Source organism: Paenibacillus sanfengchensis, assembly GCF_036864765.1.
Classification (GTDB): Bacteria; Bacillota; Bacilli; order Paenibacillales; family Paenibacillaceae; genus Fontibacillus; species Fontibacillus sanfengchensis.
In genome coordinates this window covers 176,518-196,017 of sequence record NZ_JBAGJC010000002.1, presented here as the reverse complement: position 1 = coordinate 196,017, position 19,500 = coordinate 176,518, and the positions used below count along the sequence as shown (strand labels likewise).

Genomic DNA, 19,500 nt, shown 5'->3' with positions numbered 1-19,500 from the left:
TTTTTGTCTTTCAGTAGGAAGAAACTCAAGCTTCATGTAAAATGGAAGGGAGAAACGTGCAGAATAGAAAAGGAGTACAAACATGAGGCGTGGACTACAAATTATTTTGATCGCAGCAATCCTCTTTGCCTTCTATTTTTTCGGCTTCGGGATTTTCGGGAAGTTCGGGGGGATGCTCGTCAGTATATTTCAAACTTTGACCGTGATCACGATCGGTCTTGCCATATTCATGGAGAACCGTAACCCTTCCAGTACGATGGCCTGGATTTTGGTGCTGGCTTTGCTGCCGGTTGTCGGTTTAATCCTTTATTTTTTACTGGGCCAGAACTATTTCAAACGGCGGAAGTTCGATAAAAAAGCGGAAGAGGACCGCAAAAGCTACGAGCGCATCGATCATAACGGCAGTATGCTGCCGCGTGACTTGTCACAGTTTACGCCGGGACAGCAGCGGCTGCTGCAAATGTCGCAGCGGATCGCCAAGACCCCTTTTTCCATGGCCACCCGCACACAGGTACTGACTAATGGGGAAGAGACGTTCTCGATGCTTCTGAAGGAATTGAAAAAAGCGCAGCATCACATTCATATGGAATACTACATATACCGAGCGGACGACATCGGCCGGGAAATCCAAAAGACGCTGATCGAAAAGGCCAGAGCCGGGGTAGAGGTCCGCTTTATGTTCGACGCGGTGGGGAGCTTGGGACTGCCGAAATCGTTTGTGAACGAACTGCGGGATGCCGGGGTCAAGGTGGGCATCTTCGGTGAAGTGCGTTTTCTCGCATTATCCAGCCGGGTGAACTATCGGAATCACCGGAAGATTGTCGTGATCGACGGCAATACGGGCTTTATCGGCGGGCTTAATGTGGGGGACGAATATTTGAGCCGCAGCAAAACCTACGGTTTTTGGCGCGACACCCACATGCTTGTCAAAGGGGAGGCCGTGCGGTCGATGCAGGTCATTTTTCTGCAGGACTGGCAGTATGTGACCGACGAAAGGATCATGGACCTCGAATATTTGTCGCCGGAATTGGAAATGGGCTGCAGCGGCGCGGTTCAGGTCATTCCGAGCGGGCCGGACAACGAGAGCAAGACGCTGAAAAATATTTTCTTCGCCATGATTACTTCGGCCAAAAAGTCGGTCTGGCTGGCGACACCGTATTTTATCCCGGATGAGGATATTCTGACGGCTTTGCGGGTAGCCGCGCTATCCGGCATCGACGTGCGGATCTTGTTTCCGGCCAAGCCGGACAAGTGGCTGCCGTTCCTGGCTTCCCACTCCTATTTCCCGTCGCTTTTGGAGGCCGGGGTGAAGATTTTCGAGTATGAGAAAGGTTTCCTGCACTCCAAATTGCTGATCGTGGACGGCGAGGTGGCGACGGTGGGGACGGCCAATATGGACATGCGCAGCTTCCATCTGAATTTTGAGGTCAATGTCCTGCTCGTCCAGACCGACAGTATTTCCAAGATCGTTCAGGATTTCGAACGCGATTTGCTGTCGACGACGCGGATCAAGCGGAAGGCTTTTATGAAGAAAAAGATTGTCATCCGGTTTATGGAATCGGCGGCAAGGCTGATGTCCCCTTTGTTGTAGGCGGGGGCAAGAGCGTCCAATTCCGGCGGAAGCGAGTGATCGCGTAATTTAAGGAGGAACGAAGATGGCAGACACATCCGGGCGCAAGTCCGAACATATCCGAATTTGCCTGGAGGAGCGGGTAGAGGGCGAAGGGATCCGGACCGGTTTCGAAAAATACAGGTTTCGACATAATGCGCTGCCTGAGCTGAATTTTGAAGAGGTTAGCCTGAAAACGACGTTTCTCGGCGCCCCGGTACGGACGCCGCTGCTCATCAGTTCGATGACAGGCGGGAGCGAGCTCGCCGGGCGAATCAACGACCGCCTGGCGGAAGCGGCGGAGCGGCGGGGCTGGGCGATGGGCGTCGGCTCGGTGCGCGCGGCGGTGGAACGGGGGGAGCTGGCTCCCACGTTCGCGGTCCGGCGCAAGGCGCCGAGCATCCCGATCATCGCCAATTTGGGCGCGGTCCAGCTTGCCTACGGCTTCGGCGCGGAGGAATGCAGGCGCGCCGTGGAGATCGCCGAAGCGGACATGCTGGTGCTTCACTTGAACAGCTTGCAGGAAGTGTTCCAGCCGGAGGGGAACACTGCTTTTGCCGGGCTGCTCGCCCGGATGGAGGCGGTCTGCCGGGCGCTGCCGGTTCCCGTCGGCGTCAAGGAGGTCGGCTGGGGCATTGACGGGGCCACGGCCAAACGGCTTCGGGAAGCCGGCGTGGCCTTCATCGATGTGGCCGGCGCCGGAGGCACCTCCTGGAGCCAGGTCGAGAAATTCCGCGGCGCCGATCCGGTGCGCCGCGCGGCCGCGGAAGCGTTCGCGGATTGGGGCATCCCCACCGCCGAATGCATCCGCGAGGTCCGGGCGGCGCTGCCGGACGCCGCCCTGATCGGCAGCGGCGGCCTGAACACCGGCGTGGACGCCGCCAAAGCGCTGGCGCTTGGCGCGGACCTGGCCGGGTTCGGCCGGGCGCTGCTGGAACCGGCGGTGCATTCGGAGGAGCGGCTCGATGCGCTCCTGGAGCGCGTCGAGCTGGAGCTTCGCACCGCCATGTTCGGGATCGGCGCCGGGACGGTGGCGGCGCTGCGCAATACGCCGCGCCTGGTCCGGCGCGAGTAGGGGGACAAGCCAATGAAAGCGTCCATCTGGAAATGGAACCGGCGTATGGCTGCAGGCACGGCGATCGGGGCCGTGATGTACGGATTAACGAGTTGGATCGGCATCCCGATCGTGCCGGATACCGATCTCCGGCCGGCCATCGCGCTCTTGGCGATATTCGGCGCGATTTTCGGGCCGATTTCCGGCCTGATTGCCGGATTCACCGGACACGTCATCAACGATTTGCTCTTCGCCAGCGAGGTTTCCTGGGGCTGGGCCCTGGCCTCAGGCATCACGGGCGCCTGTATGGGGCTGGTTTGCTTCGTGAGGGACTTCGATCCGGAAGCCGGGAAAATCCGCGGGGGCCATCTGCTGCTATTGCTCATTTTCGGGGTGATCGGCATTTTCGGGTCGCTCGCGTTCACGGGGTGGTTCGATATTTACGTGATGAGATTTCCCGATGAAATCGCCATAACCCAGGTAATATCGGCCGGGATCGCCAATATGTTCGTCTTCATCGTCCTGGGCCTCCCGGCGGTCTGGGCGTACGGCAACCGGCACAAGTCCGTTGCCGTTTAACCGGCAGGGCCTTTCAAGACATGCTGGCAGGGATCTTTGCCGGTAGCCGGGGGAACGGACAGGGAGGATACGGGGGACACTTGAGAATTAACGGGAAAACCTCCTGTTAATCTGATTCAAGAAGTCCCTGCAAGGAAATTTACCTGGAAAACCTCCCTTTAATTTGCGGCATAGCGACTCATTTGCCGGTTCCGAGCAAAATTAGCTGGAGAAAATCCCGTTAAATCAGTATCCGAGGGGAAAAAAGTAAAATTAGCGGGAGGAATTCCCGTTAATTCTGTTTAAGATCTGGAGAACGGGCACTAACGTTGCATTAAACCTGACATGATGCTGATCATGTGGAGCTTATTCGCCGACTTAACTGCCTTTTGGGACGTTATTACGGTCCGATTCGGTTCCAGGGGAGTCATAACGGTCAAAAAAGACCTTATTGCCCTGCCCTGGGCCCCGAAATCACGGTTTGGCCTGTTTTTTCCTGAAATAAGGCTCTAAATGAACGTTATTCCATACCGATGAGCCGATTTCGCCAAAATAGCGCCACAAAAGGCACTTAGGCACCTGCCCCACTTCAAAGGGAGGAACTAACCGCTGCCAAATTTCTTCCCAGTATTAGGCGCAGCCGATTCAAAGAGCCGCCGAATGCGGGATTTGCCGGATTTTGCAGGCTGTTCTTGAAATCTGCCCGGGGGATAGGTACTATGGTTGAAGAAGATGAGCAATTACAAGAATGAGGAGTTGTCATAGATATGGCTTTAAAGGCTGGAATCGTGGGCCTTCCGAACGTCGGAAAATCCACGCTGTTTAACGCAATTACGCAGGCGGGGGCGGAATCCGCGAACTATCCCTTCTGTACGATCGATCCGAACGTTGGGGTCGTGGAAGTGCCGGACCCGCGTCTGGACAAGTTGACGGAGTTGGTCGTGCCCAACCGGACGGTGCCGACGGCGTTCGAATTCGTGGATATCGCGGGGCTGGTGCGCGGAGCGAGCAAGGGCGAAGGCTTAGGCAATAAGTTTTTGGCCCACATCCGCGAGGTCGATGCCATCGTTCACGTGGTTCGCTGCTTTGAGGACGAGAACATCACGCATGTGGACGGCAAGATCAACCCGATCAGCGATATTCAGACGATCAATCTGGAGCTGATCCTGGCGGACCTCGACAGCGTAGAGAAGCGGATTGAACGTTCCCGCAAAAATATGAAGGGCGGCAACAAGCAGTATGCGCAGGAAGTGGAGCTGCTGGAGCGGATCAAAGAAGCGCTCTACAACGACCAGCCGGCGCGCAGCGTGGAGCTGACCGACGATGAGAAGCTGATCATCCGCGATCTGCACCTGCTGACGCTGAAGCCGGTGCTTTACGCGGCCAACGTCAGCGAGGACGGCGTGGCCGATGCGGAGGACAATCCGTACGTGCAGCAGGTTCGTGAATTCGCGGCGGCGGAGAATGCCGAGGTCGTTCCGATCAGCGCCAAGGTGGAGGCGGAAATCGCCGAGCTGGAGGGCGAGGACAAGGCGATGTTCCTGGAGGAGCTCGGCCTGCAAGCGTCCGGTCTGGACCGCTTGATTCAAGCGGCATACCGTTTATTAGGGCTTTATACGTATTTTACCGCCGGGGTTCAGGAGGTTCGCGCCTGGACGATCCGCAAAGGGACGAAAGCGCCGGCCGCGGCGGGCGTGATTCACTCCGACTTTGAGCGCGGCTTTATCCGCGCGGAGGTCGTGTCCTATGACGATCTCGTAGCTGCCGGTTCGATGAATGCGGCCAAGGAACGCGGGCAACTCCGCCTGGAAGGCAAGGAGTATGTTGTTCAGGACGGCGACGTCATGCATTTCCGGTTTAACGTGTAAGGGGCTTTCATTAGAGGCCATCTAGCGCCGATAAAAACGGGTCTGCCGCTGTTGCGGCAGGCTTTTTTTATAAAAAGGGTGGGCGCACGATTCCCCACTATTCAAGCGACGATCCCTATGGTATAATATAAAGTCGTTTACCTAATAATTTTTGTAAAAAATGATCGATTTATTTTCTTCGAGAAAATTGTCATAGAGAGAGGTGACTTCCCTTGTTGGACCGACTACAATCCCTGGCTGACCGGTACGAGAAGCTGAGCGAGCTGCTCTGCGATCCGGACGTGGCCAATGATACCAAGAAGCTTCGGGATTACTCCAAAGAACAATCCGATTTACAGCCGGCTTATGAGGCGTACACCGAATACAAGCAGGTCATTGAAGAGCTGGAAGCCGCCAAAGCAATGCAGGCGGAGAAGCTGGATGATGAGATGCGCGAAATGGTCAAAATGGAAATAGAAGACCTTACGGCCCGACAGCAGGAGCTGGAGGAAAAAATCCGCGTCCTGCTGCTGCCGAAGGACCCGAACGACGACAAGAACGTGATCGTCGAAATCCGCGGGGCGGCCGGAGGCGACGAAGCGGCGCTGTTCGCGGCCGATCTGTACCGTATGTACACCCGTTATGCGGATACGCAAGGCTGGAAAGTGGACGTTATGGACGTCAACGAAAGCGACCTCGGCGGTTTTAAAGAGGTTATTTTCATGATCAACGGACGCGGCGCCTACAGCAAGATGAAGTATGAGAGCGGCGCCCACCGCGTGCAGCGGATTCCGTCGACGGAGTCCGGCGGGCGGATTCATACCTCGACTTCGACGGTAGCGGTGATGCCGGAGGCCGAGGAAGTCGATGTCGAAATCCTCGACAAAGATATTCGCGTCGATACGTTCTGTTCCAGCGGCGCGGGCGGCCAGTCCGTCAACACGACGAAATCGGCGGTCCGGGTTACGCACATCCCTACCGGTATCGTGGCGACGTGCCAGGACGGCAAATCGCAGAACTCCAATAAGGAAAAGGCGCTGCAGGTGCTGCGGGCGCGGATTTCGGATATGAAACGGCAGGAAGAGGAAGCGAAATATGCCGGCGAACGCAAGAGCAAAGTGGGAACCGGGGACCGCAGCGAGCGGATTCGGACGTACAATTTCCCGCAAAGCCGGGTGACGGATCACCGGATCGGGCTGACCCTGCATAAGCTGGATCAGGTCATGAACGGAGAGATCGAGGAAATCGTGTCGGCGCTGACAATTGCGGAACAGGCCGAACTGATGGATAAAGGAGAATAAACTTGAACGGTAACGGATATGTGTTATCTGGAGACCTGAATATTTCGGAAGCCCGCAGAGAGGCTTCTTCTTTTTTGGCGGCGCACGGCGTGGCCGAGCCGGAGTCGAATGCCGAGCTGCTGCTGCGGCATGTGCTCGGTTTGGAGGGCGCGGCGTATCTGGCCGCGCTGCGCGATCCGTTCCCGGACGGGCGCAAAGCCGCGTGGGAAGAGGCCATCCGCCGCAAAGCGGCGGGCGAGCCGGCGCAGTATATCATCGGGGAACAGGATTTCTACGGCCTGACCTTCAAGGTCACGCCGGCCGTCCTGATTCCCCGACCGGAAACGGAGCTGCTCGTGGAAGCGATCGTCCAGGCGGCCGATCGCCTGTGGCCCGGTGGCGCTCCGCAGGCCGCCGACATCGGCACCGGCAGCGGCGCGATCGCTGCCGCCCTGGCCCACCTGCGCCCGTCCTGGAGTATTTCGGCGAGCGATATCTCGCCGGAAGCGCTCGCGGTGGCGCGGGAAAATGTCCGGCGGCTCGGCCTGGCCGTCGCTTTCAAGCAGGGCAACCTGCTTGAACCGTTCGCGGGCGAGCCGCTGGACATCGTGGTCAGCAATCCGCCGTATATCCCGGCGGTTACGATCGCGCACCTGCAACCCGAGGTGCGCGACCACGAGCCGCGCGGCGCGCTCGACGGCGGTCCGGACGGGCTGGCGCCCTACCGGACCATGATGGCGCAACTGCCGCTGCTGCCCCGGCCGCCCCGGCTGATCGGCTTCGAGCTCGGTATGGGGCAGGCCGGGGAGGTCGCCGAGCTACTGCGCCGTACCGGCTGCTGGAGCGAGATCGTTACGATCCCGGATCTGGCCGGCATCGACCGGCACGTATTGGGCATCGCCTGAGGGGCGGTGCTTTTTTCGTTCGCTTGATCGGAATGCGGCTTCATCTTATTCCCATATCCAAATTTTTTGCGGAAGGATTGGGCAGAACGCCCAATAGACTTTAACTGGAGAATTCCTATACAATGGGAAGAGGATAAAATCAGGATGGGCGGAGGACAGAGGAATGCTGACCAAGTTAAAAAAAATTGACTATACAATCGTGTTCATCCTGCTGCTTCTGATGGGGATCAGTATTGCGGTGCTTTATAGCGCCACATCGGGTACGAAATACGACGGGTACCATCTTCGGATGTTCGTCTATTATTTGCTGGGGTTTGCGGTTTTCTTTTCCGTATCCCTGATAGATTTCAGGCTGTTTATCAAATATGCGTTTTACATCTACCTGTCCGGGATCGGCCTGCTCATCATCGTTATGTTTGCCGGTAATACGTACCATAATGCCACCGGCTGGCTTACGCTTCCCGGGGGTCTCAGCTTCCAGCCGGCGGAGTTTTTCAAACTGCTGCTCGTTCTGTTTTTGGGCTTCATGCTGCTGCGGAAACGAAAACCGAAGCTGATGTTTTGGCGCGATGTCGTGCCGATTCTGCTGGTGACCTTTATTCCGTTTCTGCTGGTCATGGCTCAAAACGACCTGGGCAACGCGCTTAGCTATCTCGTCATTTTGGCCGGGATGCTGTGGATCGGCAACATTAAGTATATCCATGCTTTGATCGCCCTGGTGCTTTTTGCCGGCTCCGTATATGGAGGAATTACGGCTTACAAGGCGTATCACGAACAGGTTTACAAATTTTTCGAAGAAATCGGGCGGGCCCACTGGATGGCGCGAATCGACCCCTGGCTGATGCCGGAAAAAGCCTCAAAGGACGCGATCTACCATACGCAAAACGCCAAGCTGGCGATCGCTTCCGGAGGGATGACCGGCGAAGGATACCTGCAGGGGGAAACCGTCCAGTCGGAACGCGTTCCGCTCACATATTCCGACTCCATTTTCGTGGTCATTGCCGAAGAGTTTGGATTTATCGGGAGTTCGTTGCTCCTGCTGCTTTATTTTGTGCTGATTCATCGGCTGATTTTAATCTCCCTGGATTGCCGGGACCGAAGCGGACCTTATATCATCGTAGGGATCGTCGCGATGTTTCTGTACCAGGTTTTTGAAAATATCGGCATGTTTATCGGCCTGATGCCTCTGACCGGGATTACACTCCCGTTCGTCAGCTACGGAGGAACCTCACTTTTGATCAACATGGCCTGTATCGGCGTCGCAATGAGCATCCGGATTCACGGGCAAGAAGTGGAGGATGAGCAGCGGTTTCCGACCACGCGTTACACAAGGGTTAAACCGCAAAATCAGTAAAGTTAGCACAGGCAGTCCCTTGGGGATTGCCTTTTTTGTGGGGCATGTACTCCCGCCTATCTTTCGATTTCATAGATTCATAGGTTTACTTCTCTCCTAAACGGACATACTGATAGACATCATAGAACGTAGGGAGAGGAAGCGTCATGCGGCGGGGGAAAAAATATGGACTTATTACTTTCGGTTTAATGATTCTGCTGATGTCCTGGGAGGGGCAGAAAATAGATTCGGCCGCGGCCGAAGGGGCAATTCCCCGGCAATCGATCCGGCTGCGGATATTGGCCAATTCGGATGGAGTTGGCGATCAAATCGTGAAACGTCAGGTTCGCGATGCGGTGGTCGAACAGATGAACGCATGGGTGGGCGAGCTTGAGGACCCGCAAAGCCTGGATGCCGCACGCGGCGTGATCCGGGAGCATTTGGACGATATCGAAGAGCGGGTCGGTGAAACCTTGGCGGACAGCGGAAAAAAGTACGGTTATAAGGTGGAGCTCGGCGTGGTTCCTTTTCCGACGAAAATGTACGGTGGGGCGGTTTATCCCGCGGGCGATTACGAGGCGCTTCGCGTTACGCTGGGGGAAGGGAACGGCAAGAATTGGTGGTGCGTGTTGTTTCCGCCCCTGTGCTTTGTCGATGCGGGCAGCGGCGACGCCCTGCAAAATAGCAAGGGCAGCGTAAGCGCCGCAGCTGACGGAGGAGCGGCGCAGCCGGTTCAGGCCGAGCCGGAGGAGACGAAGGTGCGCTTCTTTTTGTGGGATATGCTGGTTCGCTTGTGGGACTGGATTGCCGGACTTTTTCGATAAAAAATATTAGGCTTCCTTTGAAACCGTGCAGATGAAGGCTCTGCACGGTTTTGTTTCGGTTATAATAGAAGGGTTCATATTATAAAGAGTTGGGAAGGATTGCCATGGAACATCATAACTTGATGACGAACAGTGAAGCGGGACAACCCCGGCCGACGCGCTTGTGGGATGTGTCCGTTCTAATAGAAGGAACAACACCGGAGGTTCAGGCTCGCCGGGAAGCTGAGCGGGGCTTGGCCGAAGCGGGCGAGGTGCTTGCGGCGGGCGGAACGGTAGCCTTTCCGACCGAGACGGTCTACGGTCTCGGAGCGGATGCGCGGAACACGGCGGCGGTGGAGGCGGTCTTTGCCGCCAAAGGGCGGCCGTCCGACAATCCGCTGATCGTGCATATTGCGGACTTCAGCCAGCTGGAGGGCCTCGTCACCGAAGTGAACGAGACGGCGCGGCGGCTGATGGATGCTTTTTGGCCGGGGCCGCTTACGCTGGTGCTGCCCGCGGCCCCCGGCGCCGTCTCGCCCCGCGTGACAGCGGGGCTGGACACCGTGGCCGTGCGGATGCCGGCCCACGACATCGCGCTGCGGCTGATCGCCGCAGCGGGGTGCCCGGTGGCGGCGCCCAGCGCCAACCGGTCGGGGCGCCCGAGCCCGACGCTGGCGAGCCACGTCGGGGATGACCTGGCCGGCCGCATTGACGGCATCGTCGACGGCGGGCCCACGGGGGTGGGCCTGGAGTCGACGGTGGTGGTGGCCGGCGGCGACGGGGTGGTCACCGTGCTCCGCCCCGGCGGGATCACGGCCGAGCAGCTCGCCCGCCATGCGGCGGACGTGCGGCTGGACGCCGCCCTGCAAAGCGCCGCCGAGGCGGGCGGCCGCGAGAATGACATGCCGGCGCCGCGCTCGCCGGGCATGAAGTACACGCACTACGCCCCCCGCGGGGCGCTGCGTGTGGTGGCCGGCGCCGCCCCGGACCGGGTGGCGGCCGCCATCCAGGCCGAGCTCGATGCGGCCAAGGCGCGCGGGGAGGTCACGGGCGTGCTCGCCTTTGACGAGCACCTTCCGCTCTACCGCGCCGACTGCTTGCTTTCGCTCGGCAGCCTGACGGCGCTGGAGACGGCGGCGCATCGTCTTTACGCGGCGCTCCGCCGCTTCGACGACGGCGGCGTCACCTACATTCTGGCCGAGTCCTGCCCGCAGGAGGGACTCGGCTCCGCCGTGATGAACCGCCTGCTTAAAGCGGCGGGCGGAAAGGTAATAAAGGCATAGGAAGACATCCATAAATAGGGGAGGCGGAAGCGAAATGATATCGATCGGGTTGACCGGCTGGGGAGATCATGAAGCGCTGTATCCGCAGGGGACCCCGGCCAGAATGAAATTGGCGCTGTATGCGAGGCATTTCCCGGTCGTGGAGGTGGACAGCTCGTTCTATGCCGTTTTGGGCGAGCACACTTACAGAAGATGGTTAGACGAAACGCCGGCCGGTTTTACGTTTATCCTGAAGGCTTACCGGGGGATGACGGGGCATAACCGCGGCAAAAGCCCCTACGGCGGGCCGGGCGAAATGTTTCAGGCTTACCTCGATTCGATTCGCCCGGTGGCGGAATCGGGCAGGCTGAAAGCCGTTATGTTTCAATTTCCGCCCTGGTTCGATTGTACGGCCGACAACATCCGGCGCCTGCGCGCGGTGAGAAAATGGATGGGAGACCTGCCGCTGGCCCTGGAATTCCGCCACCAGAGCTGGTATGGGCCAGAGGTACGCGACAGTACGATATCCTTCATGCGCGAGGAGGGCTGGGTTCATATAATTTGCGATGAACCGCAGGCGGGACCGGGCTCGGTTCCCGCCGTGCTGGAACCGACCGATCCGAATCTGACGATCGTCCGACTTCACGGACGGAATGAGGGCGGCTGGCTGCAGGGCGGAGCGCCGAACTGGCGGGAGATTCGCAATCTGTACCGTTACAACCGCGATGAACTGCTGGATTGGCGTGATAAGCTGGCGGTGTTGGAGGAGAAAGGCACGCGGGAAATCTGCATGATTTTTAACAATAATTCCGGCGGGGACGCCGCTCCGAACGCGCTGGAAATGATGGAGCTTTTAGGGATGGAAACGGCGGGCCTGCCGCCTCAGCAGCTTGATTTGTTTGGCGAAACCGAATAACGATCATGACTTTCCCTTTGTCCGCATATGGTGGTACAAGTAGTTTTTTAGACATGGGAGAGTGGCTGGGATGACAGAGGCTTTTGCGCGGTTAGGGGAATTGGCGACCGTTCTGCTGATGGCCGTGGCCTTGGGAATGGATGCTTTTTCGCTCGGCGTCGGCATCGGTATGAAAGGGGTGGGGAGAACGGATGCGGTCCGCATCGGTGTGACCGTAGCCCTTTTTCATATTCTCATGCCCTTGATCGGCATTTCCGCCGGTCAGTATGTCGGCGAGTTGCTCGGCCATCTGGCGCGGTATGCTTCGGGAGGGCTGCTGCTGCTTTTGGGCGCCCACATGATTTTCAGTTCCGTGAAGGGCAGCGGGTTTCAATCGATCAATCACCGTACTTTGTGGGGAGTCGTTCTTTTTTCGCTGAGCGTAAGCATCGATTCCTTTTCTGTCGGGGTATCCCTGGGGATGTTTCGTTCCGACTTGCTGTTGACGGTGCTGGCTTTTGGCATTTGCGGCGGATTGATGTCCCTGATGGGTCTGGCTCTCGGGCGAAGCGTCGGCCGGAATCTCGGGGAATACGGCGAGGCGGCCGGCGGAGCGATCTTGTTCACGTTTGGACTCCTGTTTATCTTTTGATACAATAACACTGATCCGAACCGAAGAAATATTCGGCGATTTGACGGAGGTGACTAGCGAATGCGGATTTTATTTGTTTGTACGGGAAATACATGCCGGAGCCCGATGGCTGAAGGAATGATGCGCCAAATCGCCAAAGAGCGGGGGCTTGATGTGGAGGTGCGCTCCGCAGGAGTGGCCGCAAGCGATGGATCATCGATGTCTCGTCATGCGGAATCGGTTCTGAAAGAGCAGGGAATTATGGACCGGATCGTATCGACCTCGCTGCATGGGGAGTTGATCGAGTGGGCCGATTTGATTCTGGCGTTGACGGAAGGGCACAAACGGCAGATCGTGTATACATTTCCGGCCGCGGTGGATAAAACATATACTTTAAAAGAATATGTCGAGGACGATCTTGATGTATTGGCCGAAAAGGAAGAGTTGCAGCGTCTGGTTGCCGAGCTGGAACTGGACCGGGCGCTTGGCAAGCAGGCGGATGAAGCGAACCGGCGCAGATTGACCGAGCTGCTTCAGCGCTTGCCGGTCTATGATATTTCCGATCCTTTCGGCGGTTCGCGGGAGGAATACCATCGGACCGCGACGGAAATCCGAGCGGCTTTGGAAAAATTGGCCGACAAGCTGAAGCCGGATCGGAATCATCCCGGAAATACCGCCTGGGGATGAAAAGCCGGTTGCATTTGTGAGGCGTATGCTTTATTCTTAAGCTAGAAATGAAGATCCGATGTGACTGGCGACGAAAGTGGATGAAACCACGGTGGAGCATCGGAATATACGGCCGGTCGCCTGGGCAAAGAGCACGACGCGTTGGTAGCGTCATGCTCTTTTTTCGTAAGCGGACTTCTTTATCGTCAATATTCTTGCCGTTTTAGGTATAATAAGGTTAGGTGTTTGACGAGAACCGACATTTTCGGAAAGAAGGGGTAAGCCATGGAAACGCCAAATGCTGGGGAAATCCGGGCGCAAGTTGCTGGAATCCTGGAGGAGCTGGCGCAGGCTGCCGGGCTCCGGCAGGGGCATGTCGCCGTATTCGGAGTAAGCACGAGCGAGGTGGCGGGAGCGAGGATCGGTACAGGCGGCGCGGAGCATATTGCGGCCGAGCTGTTCGCCGGGATTGACGAGGTTCGCCGAAAGTACGGGTTCGATGTCGCTTTTCAATGCTGCGAGCACCTGAACCGCTCGCTTGTGGTGGAACGGGCTGTATTGGAGCGTCTCGGGCTTACGGAGGTAGCTGCGGTTCCCGTACCGAAGGCCGGCGGCTCGATGGCGGCGGTCGCCTACCGCAGCTTGTCCGAACCCTGTCTTGCCGAGAGCATTGAAGCCCACGCCGGTCTGGATATCGGAGAGACCTTGATCGGCATGCATCTGCGCCGCGTCGCGGTCCCCTTCCGGCCCGGCTTGCGGTATGTCGGCAAGGCCCGGGTCAACGCGGCTTGGACGCGTCCAAAGTTGATCGGAGGAGAGCGTGCGGTATATGCGCTGCCTCAAACCGAGGACTCGCGTTTGTGTGACTGAAGTTATTCATTATTTTAGCATAGGAGGACTATGGATATGGATCAATTGAGAAAGCAAGACCCGGCGGTATTGGAAGCGATGAATCTGGAGCTGAAGCGTCAGCGGAACAACATTGAACTGATCGCCTCGGAGAACATTGTCAGTGAAGCGGTTATGGAAGCGATGGGCTCCGTGCTGACCAACAAATATGCGGAAGGCTATCCGGGGAAACGCTACTACGGCGGTTGCGAACGCGTCGATATCGTGGAAAATATCGCCCGCGACCGGGCGAAGGAGCTATTCGGCGCCGAGCATGCCAATGTGCAGCCGCACTCCGGCGCGCAGGCTAATATGGCTGTCTATCTCGCCGCGCTGAAACCGGGGGATACCGTGCTCGGCATGAACCTGGCGCACGGCGGACACTTGACGCACGGCAGTCCGGTAAACGCCTCCGGCCTTCTGTACAATTTCGTGGCGTACGGCGTACAGGAAGACTCCTTCCTGATCGATTACGACGAAGTGCGCAAAGCCGCGTTTAAGCATCGTCCCCGTATGATCGTTGCGGGAGCGAGCGCTTACCCGCGCATCATCGACTTTGAAAAGCTCGCTTCCATCGCCAATGATGTCGGCGCTTTGTTCATGGTCGATATGGCGCATATCGCGGGCCTCGTCGCTGCCGGGCTGCATCCGAATCCGGTGCCGCATGCCCATTTTGTGACGACAACGACGCATAAAACGCTGCGCGGACCGCGCGGCGGCCTGATTTTGTGCCGCCAGCCATGGGCGACGGCGATCGACAAGGCGGTGTTCCCGGGTACGCAGGGCGGACCGCTGATGCATGTGATCGCCTCCAAAGCGGTGGCGCTCGGCGAGGCGCTTCAGCCTTCCTTTAAGACGTATGCGGAGAACGTGGTCAAAAATGCCAAAGTCCTCGCGGAGACTATGATAGCGGAAGGTTTGAACATCGTTTCCGGCGGCACGGACAACCACTTGATGCTGGTGGATACGCGCAACCTGAACATCACGGGCAAAGACGCCGAGCACGTGCTTGATTCGATCGGCATTACGGTCAACAAAAACGCGATTCCGTTCGATCCGACCAGCCCGTTCGTGACCAGCGGCATCCGTATCGGTACGCCGGCCGTAACCTCCCGTGGAATGGACGAGGAAGCGATGAAAGTCATCGGTCGGACGATCGCGCTGGTTCTGAAGAATCCTAAAGACGAGGCGTCTTTGGAGAAAGCCCGTCAGCAAGTTGTCGAATTAACCGATAAATTCCCGATTTATCCGGAACTTAGCTACGAATAAGCGCCTGATTTAGCGGAAGGTTGACCCGTTGGTACGGGTCGGCCTTTTTTTTTCGGAGAAATCCCTATATCTTGCTAGCTAAATATGCAATAATTAACCCATGATAGCGCATACAAAACAATGACCTCCGGGTGAGAACATGATATCAAGCAGACAACAGCGAATGCTCAAACAATTGATGGAGAACGACGGGACCACTTATATATCTTTGCAAAATTTGGCGGATGAGTATGGGATCTCTTTGCGTACGGTGCGAAATGACTTGCTGGGGCTGGAGGATTGGCTCATGGAACGGGGGGTGCGCCTGGAGCGCGATCGTACCGCCGGTGTCCGGCTTCGGCTCGGCGGCGACCAGTCCAAGCGGCTTGCCGCGCAGACGCAGCAGCGTCCCGATTACATGGATGCGAAGCATCGGATCGGCTTGCTGCTCAAGCAGCTTCTGCAAGAGGCGAAGCTGCCCGTCAAAGAGGTAATGAAGGAGTTCGGGATCAGCAAAAATACGCTGTTGCAAGATTTAGGCGAAATTAAGCGGCGGTTGGAGCTCTGGGAGTTAACCCTGGTCCGGGACCGGGGAGTGCTTTACGTCACGGGTGCGGAGAAACTCAAACGAAGCGCTTATTTAAGTTTGCTGCGTGCTGAGATGACCGACGACCGATTGTTCCGATATATTCTGGATCAACGGGAATATGGGGAACCGCGGTTACCGGTCACCCCCTGGAAGGATTGGTTCAACACCGAGGATACGGCTATGCTGTTCGATACGATGCAACGCCTGGAGGAGAAGATGGGCGTTCAATTTACGGATGCCGGGTACTCCACCCTAATTCTTCACATCCTCATGGCGATGGAACGATTGCGGGGGACGCATTCGATCGAGATGGATCCCGAATCCCTGTCCGAGCTAAAAGGCCATGATGCGTATGAATTGGTGAGGACAGAGGCGGGCCCGCGGATTGAGGAGCATTTTAGGGTGAAGCTTCCCGCGGCGGAAATCGGTTATATCACTCAGCATATTCTCGGCGCTCAAAAACAAAGTCTGCCGGCCGAGGAGCAAATGATTGTCGAACTGGCCGAGCAAATGGTGGTTCGCATCGAGCGGGATTTGGGGCGAAAGCTGCAGTTATCCGACCAAATTGTCCAGGGATTGGCCATTCATTTGAAACCGGCCATTTACCGGGCCAAGTTCGGGCTGCAATCGAAAAATCCGTTGATGCGGCAATTGGAAGCCCAGTACGGATCATTGCTCGATTTGGTGGAGCGGGTTGTAAATGACGTGATGGAACCCTGGTCCGTTCTTTTTGATCGGGACGAGGTCGGTTATATCATGCTTCATATCGGAAGCGGGCTGATCCCTCCGCAGGCTCCTCTGCGCAAGCGCGTGGCGATCGTATGCGGTTCGGGTCTCGGCACTTCGGCCATGTTGAAGCGGCGGATGGCCGTGGTTTTTCCCCAGGTTGATGTTGCCGGAACATACTCGTATAAAGAGTCGGCAAGCATCAAGATCGGCGAAGTGGATGCCATCGTCAGCACGATGGAAATCAGCCAAGCTTTGCAGGTGCCCTGGGTGAAAGTGTCCCCGCTTCTCGACGAATCGGACCAGAAGCGAATCGCAAGCTTCTTGGGTGTCGCGCCTTCGGGCGAATCCGCTGCGGCTGCTGCCTCCGTTCAAGCGGTTAATGACATCCTCGAGGCGGTTGAGCGAAATGCCCATATCCATAACCGCAACGGCTTGCTGGAGGAACTGCTGTACTTGTTCCAGGGCGGAGGCGGTCGGGATCAGCGGCCGGCCGGGGAGTATACTCTTACTTCGTTATTACCGCCGGATTCCATCCGCCTTGGATTAGCCTCCGTTCCGTGGGAGGAAGCCGTTCGGGAGGGAAACCGGATTCTGATGGCAAAAGGGGTTTCGGACGCAAAATACGGAGATGCCCTGGTCGAAATCATCCACTCCAATAAGCATTCTTTTATCATCCGATCCGGGGTGGCCTTTCCCCACGTATATATGCCGGAGTGTGTGGCGAAAACGGGGTTCAGCTTAATGACCTTTCGCGAGGCGCTGGCGTTCGGGCCCTCCGCTCAGCCGGTTTGGCTCGTTATTACGCTGGCGGCCATCGATAAGGAGCGGCATGTGACCGCGCTCGGGACATTGCTGGAGGTGATGAACGACGAATCGTTCATGGCCGATTTGAGGCAAACCGCAGATGCGGATAGCCTGTGGCGAAGGCTGCGGGAGAAGGAGGGCAAATGAAAAAGATCGTCATTGCTTGCAACAGCGGTCTGGGGACCAGCCTGATGATCCGGTTAAATGTGGAGGCCCTTATGAAGGAGTTGAGCGTACAGGCTCAAATCGAGCATACGGATATCACCTCGTTGGATGCTTATGATGCGGATCTGATTATAGGTTCCAGCTATGTTATAGAATCACTGCACCTGGCCGGGACGGCTGAACTGATCGGACTGGAGGACATTACCGACCGGCAGCATCTGAAAGCACGGCTCATGGAGTGCAACACGCTCCGGGACTGGTTCGCCTAACAAACGAAATGAAATTGATGAATATCTAGACGGGAGGTTACCCCATGAATGCGACGCAAGTCATCAGCAAGGGACTACTCGGGGAACCTGCCCTGCTGCTCGGATTAATCGCGTTTATCGGACTGCTGCTGCAGAAGCAGTCGTTTCAACGGCTTATTCACGGCACGATCAAGACCATGCTCGGGTACACTTTGCTGCAAATCGGCGCCAACGCCGCCGGCTCATCCTTATCCAATTTATCGGCGGTCATTCAGAAAGGATTTCAAATTATCGGGATCATCCCGCATAACGAGACGATAACCGCGTTGGCCCAGATTAATTACGGGGAAGAGATTGCGCTTATTATGCTGGCCGGGATGATCGTCCACCTCTTGATCGCCCGTCTGACTCCGGTCAAATACATCTTTCTGACGGGGCATCATATGCTGTTCATGGCCTCGCTGCTGGCGGGTGTACTGGTTTCGATGTCCATGCCGCTATGGCAGGTGATGGCGGGCGGCGGTTTGGTATTGGCTTTGTGCATGTCGTTTGCTCCGCTGATCGCCCAGCCTTATGTTCGACGGGTGACGGGAAACGATGACTTTGCACTGGGACACTTCAATAGCGTCGGATATGTTCTAAGCGGATTTATCGCCTCGTGGTTCAAGAAGGGGCCGGAGCCGCCGGAGTCGCCTGGACTGCAAAAGCTCCGGTCTTTTTTTCAGGATCATATGGTCGTGATTACAGGGTTTACGTTTGTCCTCTTCCTCTTTTCGGGACTGTTCGCCTCTTCCGGAGGGATTGCCGAGATGTTCTCCGGCCGCCATCTTCTGGTCGTTTCCCTGATCCAGGCAACCTGGTTCGCGGGAGGGTGCTACGTCATCCTGGCGGGCGTACGCATGCTCCTGTCCGAAATCGTCCCCGCTTTCAAAGGGATTGCCGACCGAGTTGTTCCGGGGGCTATCCCCGCTCTGGATTGCCCGGTGCTGTTCAAGTTTTCGCCTTTTTCGGCCATGGTCGGTTTTCTTCTGAGTTTCGCTGGGGGGCTTGTGGCGATGGCCGTGCTCTTCCAGGTTCAGTACACGGTGATCATCCCCGGGGTAATCCCGCACTTTTTCTCGGGGGGAACGGCCGGCGTTATCGCGTATAAGATGGGAGGCCGCAAAGGCTTGGTCGTCGCTTCGCTATGCCACGGATTTGCGATTACCATGCTTCCGACATTACTGATTCCCCTGCTAACCAATCTCGGTTATTTGCGGGCGACCTTCGCCGATAGCGATTTTTCGGTCATCGGTGTGATGGTCCATAAGTTATTCGGTTGGTTGTTGGGATAGCGGTTGTCTTAAATCCAGAGGCTGTCCCAAAAGTAGACTTTTTTCAGACTTAAAGAGGCAATCCTTCAAAAGTAAAGCGGCCGTTCAAGGAAGTTATCCTTGGACGGCCGCTTTGCTGTTTTGGTCCGCTGTGTGCTTTTTCAGCAGGTTGTGGGCAAGAGAAAGCCATCCATCCGAGCTCCAGGCTTGTTTTCTCAAGCCTTCGAAGCAGGAACCGCCGGATGACTTTTGGGACTGCCGCGCTGTTATGTATCTTGCATCTATATAGGTTGAACTATTGATTTGCATATTAGACAGCGGTGTAAAGGGGGCTTATCACACTCTTGACCTGCAACTAAGGGCTTGGTGGCTCGAATTAAAGGGAATTGTTCCCGTTAATTTGGTGCGTAAGCGGCTGCAGAGGCGAATTAGCTGGAAAACCTCCCGCTAATTCGCCTGAAATAGCGTATATCAGCAATAGGGCCGCAAAATAGATGGAGCTTTTCCAGCTAAATCCGATCAAAGAACAAATAGTCGTACATTAACAGGACTTTTTCCCGTTAATGGTGTGGACTCCGACGGTGGGATCAGCCCGTTCTTTCTTTTCGGAAGAAAAAACATCTTAAAGTTTGTCTATCGAGTCCAGAATCCGTTGACCGGGGATTCATACTTC

17 protein-coding genes and 1 riboswitch are annotated in these 19,500 nt (G+C 56.7%); all 17 genes read left to right on the top strand.

Annotated features, from left to right (window positions below; genetic code table 11):
- The first annotated feature begins 82 nt into the window (after window positions 1–82).
- The 17 genes from cls (at window position 83) to V4U84_RS04245 (ending at window position 18,848) form a co-directional block, all read left to right on the top strand.
- Window positions 83–1,591 carry a cardiolipin synthase gene (gene cls, locus V4U84_RS04325; protein WP_334072231.1) on the top strand — a complete coding sequence of 503 codons (1,509 nt, stop codon included), beginning with the start codon at window positions 83–85 and terminating at the stop codon, window positions 1,589–1,591.
- Window positions 1,592–1,655: 64 nt separating this feature from the next.
- Complete coding sequence (gene fni, locus V4U84_RS04320; RefSeq protein WP_334072230.1) at window positions 1,656–2,684, top strand: type 2 isopentenyl-diphosphate Delta-isomerase; 1,029 nt, start codon at window positions 1,656–1,658, stop codon at window positions 2,682–2,684.
- A gap of 12 nt (window positions 2,685–2,696) precedes the next feature.
- Window positions 2,697–3,242 (top strand): ECF-type riboflavin transporter substrate-binding protein, encoded by a 546-nt coding sequence (locus tag V4U84_RS04315; RefSeq protein WP_334072229.1) that lies wholly within the window; start codon window positions 2,697–2,699, stop codon window positions 3,240–3,242.
- A gap of 746 nt (window positions 3,243–3,988) precedes the next feature.
- On the top strand, window positions 3,989–5,089 hold the full coding sequence (gene ychF / locus V4U84_RS04310) for a redox-regulated ATPase YchF (protein WP_334072228.1): 1,101 nt from the start codon (window positions 3,989–3,991) through the stop codon (window positions 5,087–5,089).
- A 212-nt stretch (window positions 5,090–5,301) separates the two neighbouring features.
- Entirely contained in the window at window positions 5,302–6,369 is a 1,068-nt protein-coding gene (prfA, locus tag V4U84_RS04305) for a peptide chain release factor 1 (protein ID WP_334072227.1), read from the top strand.
- A gap of 2 nt (window positions 6,370–6,371) precedes the next feature.
- On the top strand, window positions 6,372–7,253 hold the full coding sequence (gene prmC / locus V4U84_RS04300; RefSeq protein WP_334072226.1) for a peptide chain release factor N(5)-glutamine methyltransferase: 882 nt from the start codon (window positions 6,372–6,374) through the stop codon (window positions 7,251–7,253).
- 163 nt (window positions 7,254–7,416) lie between these two features.
- Window positions 7,417–8,607, top strand: a complete 1,191-nt coding sequence (locus V4U84_RS04295) for an FtsW/RodA/SpoVE family cell cycle protein (protein ID WP_334072225.1) — start codon at window positions 7,417–7,419, stop codon at window positions 8,605–8,607.
- A 146-nt stretch (window positions 8,608–8,753) separates the two neighbouring features.
- On the top strand, window positions 8,754–9,410 hold the full coding sequence (gene spoIIR / locus V4U84_RS04290; RefSeq protein ID WP_334072224.1) for a stage II sporulation protein R: 657 nt from the start codon (window positions 8,754–8,756) through the stop codon (window positions 9,408–9,410).
- A 122-nt stretch (window positions 9,411–9,532) separates the two neighbouring features.
- Window positions 9,533–10,672 carry an L-threonylcarbamoyladenylate synthase gene (locus V4U84_RS04285; protein WP_416367212.1) on the top strand — a complete coding sequence of 380 codons (1,140 nt, stop codon included), beginning with the start codon at window positions 9,533–9,535 and terminating at the stop codon, window positions 10,670–10,672.
- A 34-nt stretch (window positions 10,673–10,706) separates the two neighbouring features.
- Entirely contained in the window at window positions 10,707–11,567 is an 861-nt protein-coding gene (locus V4U84_RS04280) for a DUF72 domain-containing protein (RefSeq protein ID WP_334072222.1), read from the top strand.
- A gap of 70 nt (window positions 11,568–11,637) precedes the next feature.
- Entirely contained in the window at window positions 11,638–12,198 is a 561-nt protein-coding gene (locus V4U84_RS04275) for a manganese efflux pump MntP (protein WP_334072221.1), read from the top strand.
- 60 nt (window positions 12,199–12,258) lie between these two features.
- On the top strand, window positions 12,259–12,864 hold the full coding sequence (locus V4U84_RS04270) for a low molecular weight protein arginine phosphatase (protein ID WP_334072220.1): 606 nt from the start codon (window positions 12,259–12,261) through the stop codon (window positions 12,862–12,864).
- Between the two features lie 50 nt (window positions 12,865–12,914).
- A riboswitch (ZMP/ZTP riboswitch) is annotated at window positions 12,915–12,997 on the top strand.
- A 131-nt stretch (window positions 12,998–13,128) separates the two neighbouring features.
- Window positions 13,129–13,713: a TIGR01440 family protein gene (locus V4U84_RS04265; RefSeq protein ID WP_334072219.1), complete on the top strand. Its 585-nt coding sequence runs from the start codon at window positions 13,129–13,131 to the stop codon at window positions 13,711–13,713.
- 36 nt (window positions 13,714–13,749) lie between these two features.
- A complete protein-coding gene (glyA, locus tag V4U84_RS04260; RefSeq protein WP_334072218.1) occupies window positions 13,750–15,000 on the top strand; it encodes a serine hydroxymethyltransferase in 1,251 nt (416 codons plus the stop codon).
- A 163-nt stretch (window positions 15,001–15,163) separates the two neighbouring features.
- Window positions 15,164–17,248, top strand: coding sequence for a BglG family transcription antiterminator (locus tag V4U84_RS04255; RefSeq protein WP_334072217.1), 2,085 nt, complete (start codon window positions 15,164–15,166; stop codon window positions 17,246–17,248).
- The gene (locus V4U84_RS04250; RefSeq protein ID WP_334072216.1) at window positions 17,245–17,535 is read left to right on the top strand and encodes a PTS sugar transporter subunit IIB; all 291 of its coding nucleotides are present in this window, start codon (window positions 17,245–17,247) and stop codon (window positions 17,533–17,535) included. The genes V4U84_RS04255 and V4U84_RS04250 overlap by 4 nt, the downstream gene beginning before the upstream one ends.
- Before the next feature lie 44 nt (window positions 17,536–17,579).
- Window positions 17,580–18,848, top strand: coding sequence for a PTS ascorbate transporter subunit IIC (locus V4U84_RS04245; protein ID WP_334072215.1), 1,269 nt, complete (start codon window positions 17,580–17,582; stop codon window positions 18,846–18,848).
- Window positions 18,849–19,500 lie beyond the last annotated feature (652 nt).

Excerpts from the sequence above, each read along its gene's own strand:
- fni (WP_334072230.1), top strand. The coding sequence starts at position 1,656 with ATGGCAGACACATCCGGGCGCAAGTCCGAACATATCCGAATTTGCCTG.
- V4U84_RS04270 (WP_334072220.1), top strand. The coding sequence starts at position 12,259 with ATGCGGATTTTATTTGTTTGTACGGGAAATACATGCCGGAGCCCGATG.
- V4U84_RS04250 (WP_334072216.1), top strand. The coding sequence starts at position 17,245 with ATGAAAAAGATCGTCATTGCTTGCAACAGCGGTCTGGGGACCAGCCTG.
- spoIIR (WP_334072224.1), top strand. The coding sequence starts at position 8,754 with ATGCGGCGGGGGAAAAAATATGGACTTATTACTTTCGGTTTAATGATT.
- V4U84_RS04265 (WP_334072219.1), top strand. The coding sequence starts at position 13,129 with ATGGAAACGCCAAATGCTGGGGAAATCCGGGCGCAAGTTGCTGGAATC.
- cls (WP_334072231.1), top strand. The coding sequence starts at position 83 with ATGAGGCGTGGACTACAAATTATTTTGATCGCAGCAATCCTCTTTGCC.
- V4U84_RS04255 (WP_334072217.1), top strand. The coding sequence starts at position 15,164 with ATGCTCAAACAATTGATGGAGAACGACGGGACCACTTATATATCTTTG.
- V4U84_RS04315 (WP_334072229.1), top strand. The coding sequence starts at position 2,697 with ATGAAAGCGTCCATCTGGAAATGGAACCGGCGTATGGCTGCAGGCACG.
- glyA (WP_334072218.1), top strand. The coding sequence starts at position 13,750 with ATGGATCAATTGAGAAAGCAAGACCCGGCGGTATTGGAAGCGATGAAT.
- ychF (WP_334072228.1), top strand. The coding sequence starts at position 3,989 with ATGGCTTTAAAGGCTGGAATCGTGGGCCTTCCGAACGTCGGAAAATCC.
- V4U84_RS04275 (WP_334072221.1), top strand. The coding sequence starts at position 11,638 with ATGACAGAGGCTTTTGCGCGGTTAGGGGAATTGGCGACCGTTCTGCTG.
- V4U84_RS04245 (WP_334072215.1), top strand. The coding sequence starts at position 17,580 with ATGAATGCGACGCAAGTCATCAGCAAGGGACTACTCGGGGAACCTGCC.
- V4U84_RS04280 (WP_334072222.1), top strand. The coding sequence starts at position 10,707 with ATGATATCGATCGGGTTGACCGGCTGGGGAGATCATGAAGCGCTGTAT.
- V4U84_RS04295 (WP_334072225.1), top strand. The coding sequence starts at position 7,417 with ATGCTGACCAAGTTAAAAAAAATTGACTATACAATCGTGTTCATCCTG.
- V4U84_RS04285 (WP_416367212.1), top strand. The coding sequence starts at position 9,533 with ATGACGAACAGTGAAGCGGGACAACCCCGGCCGACGCGCTTGTGGGAT.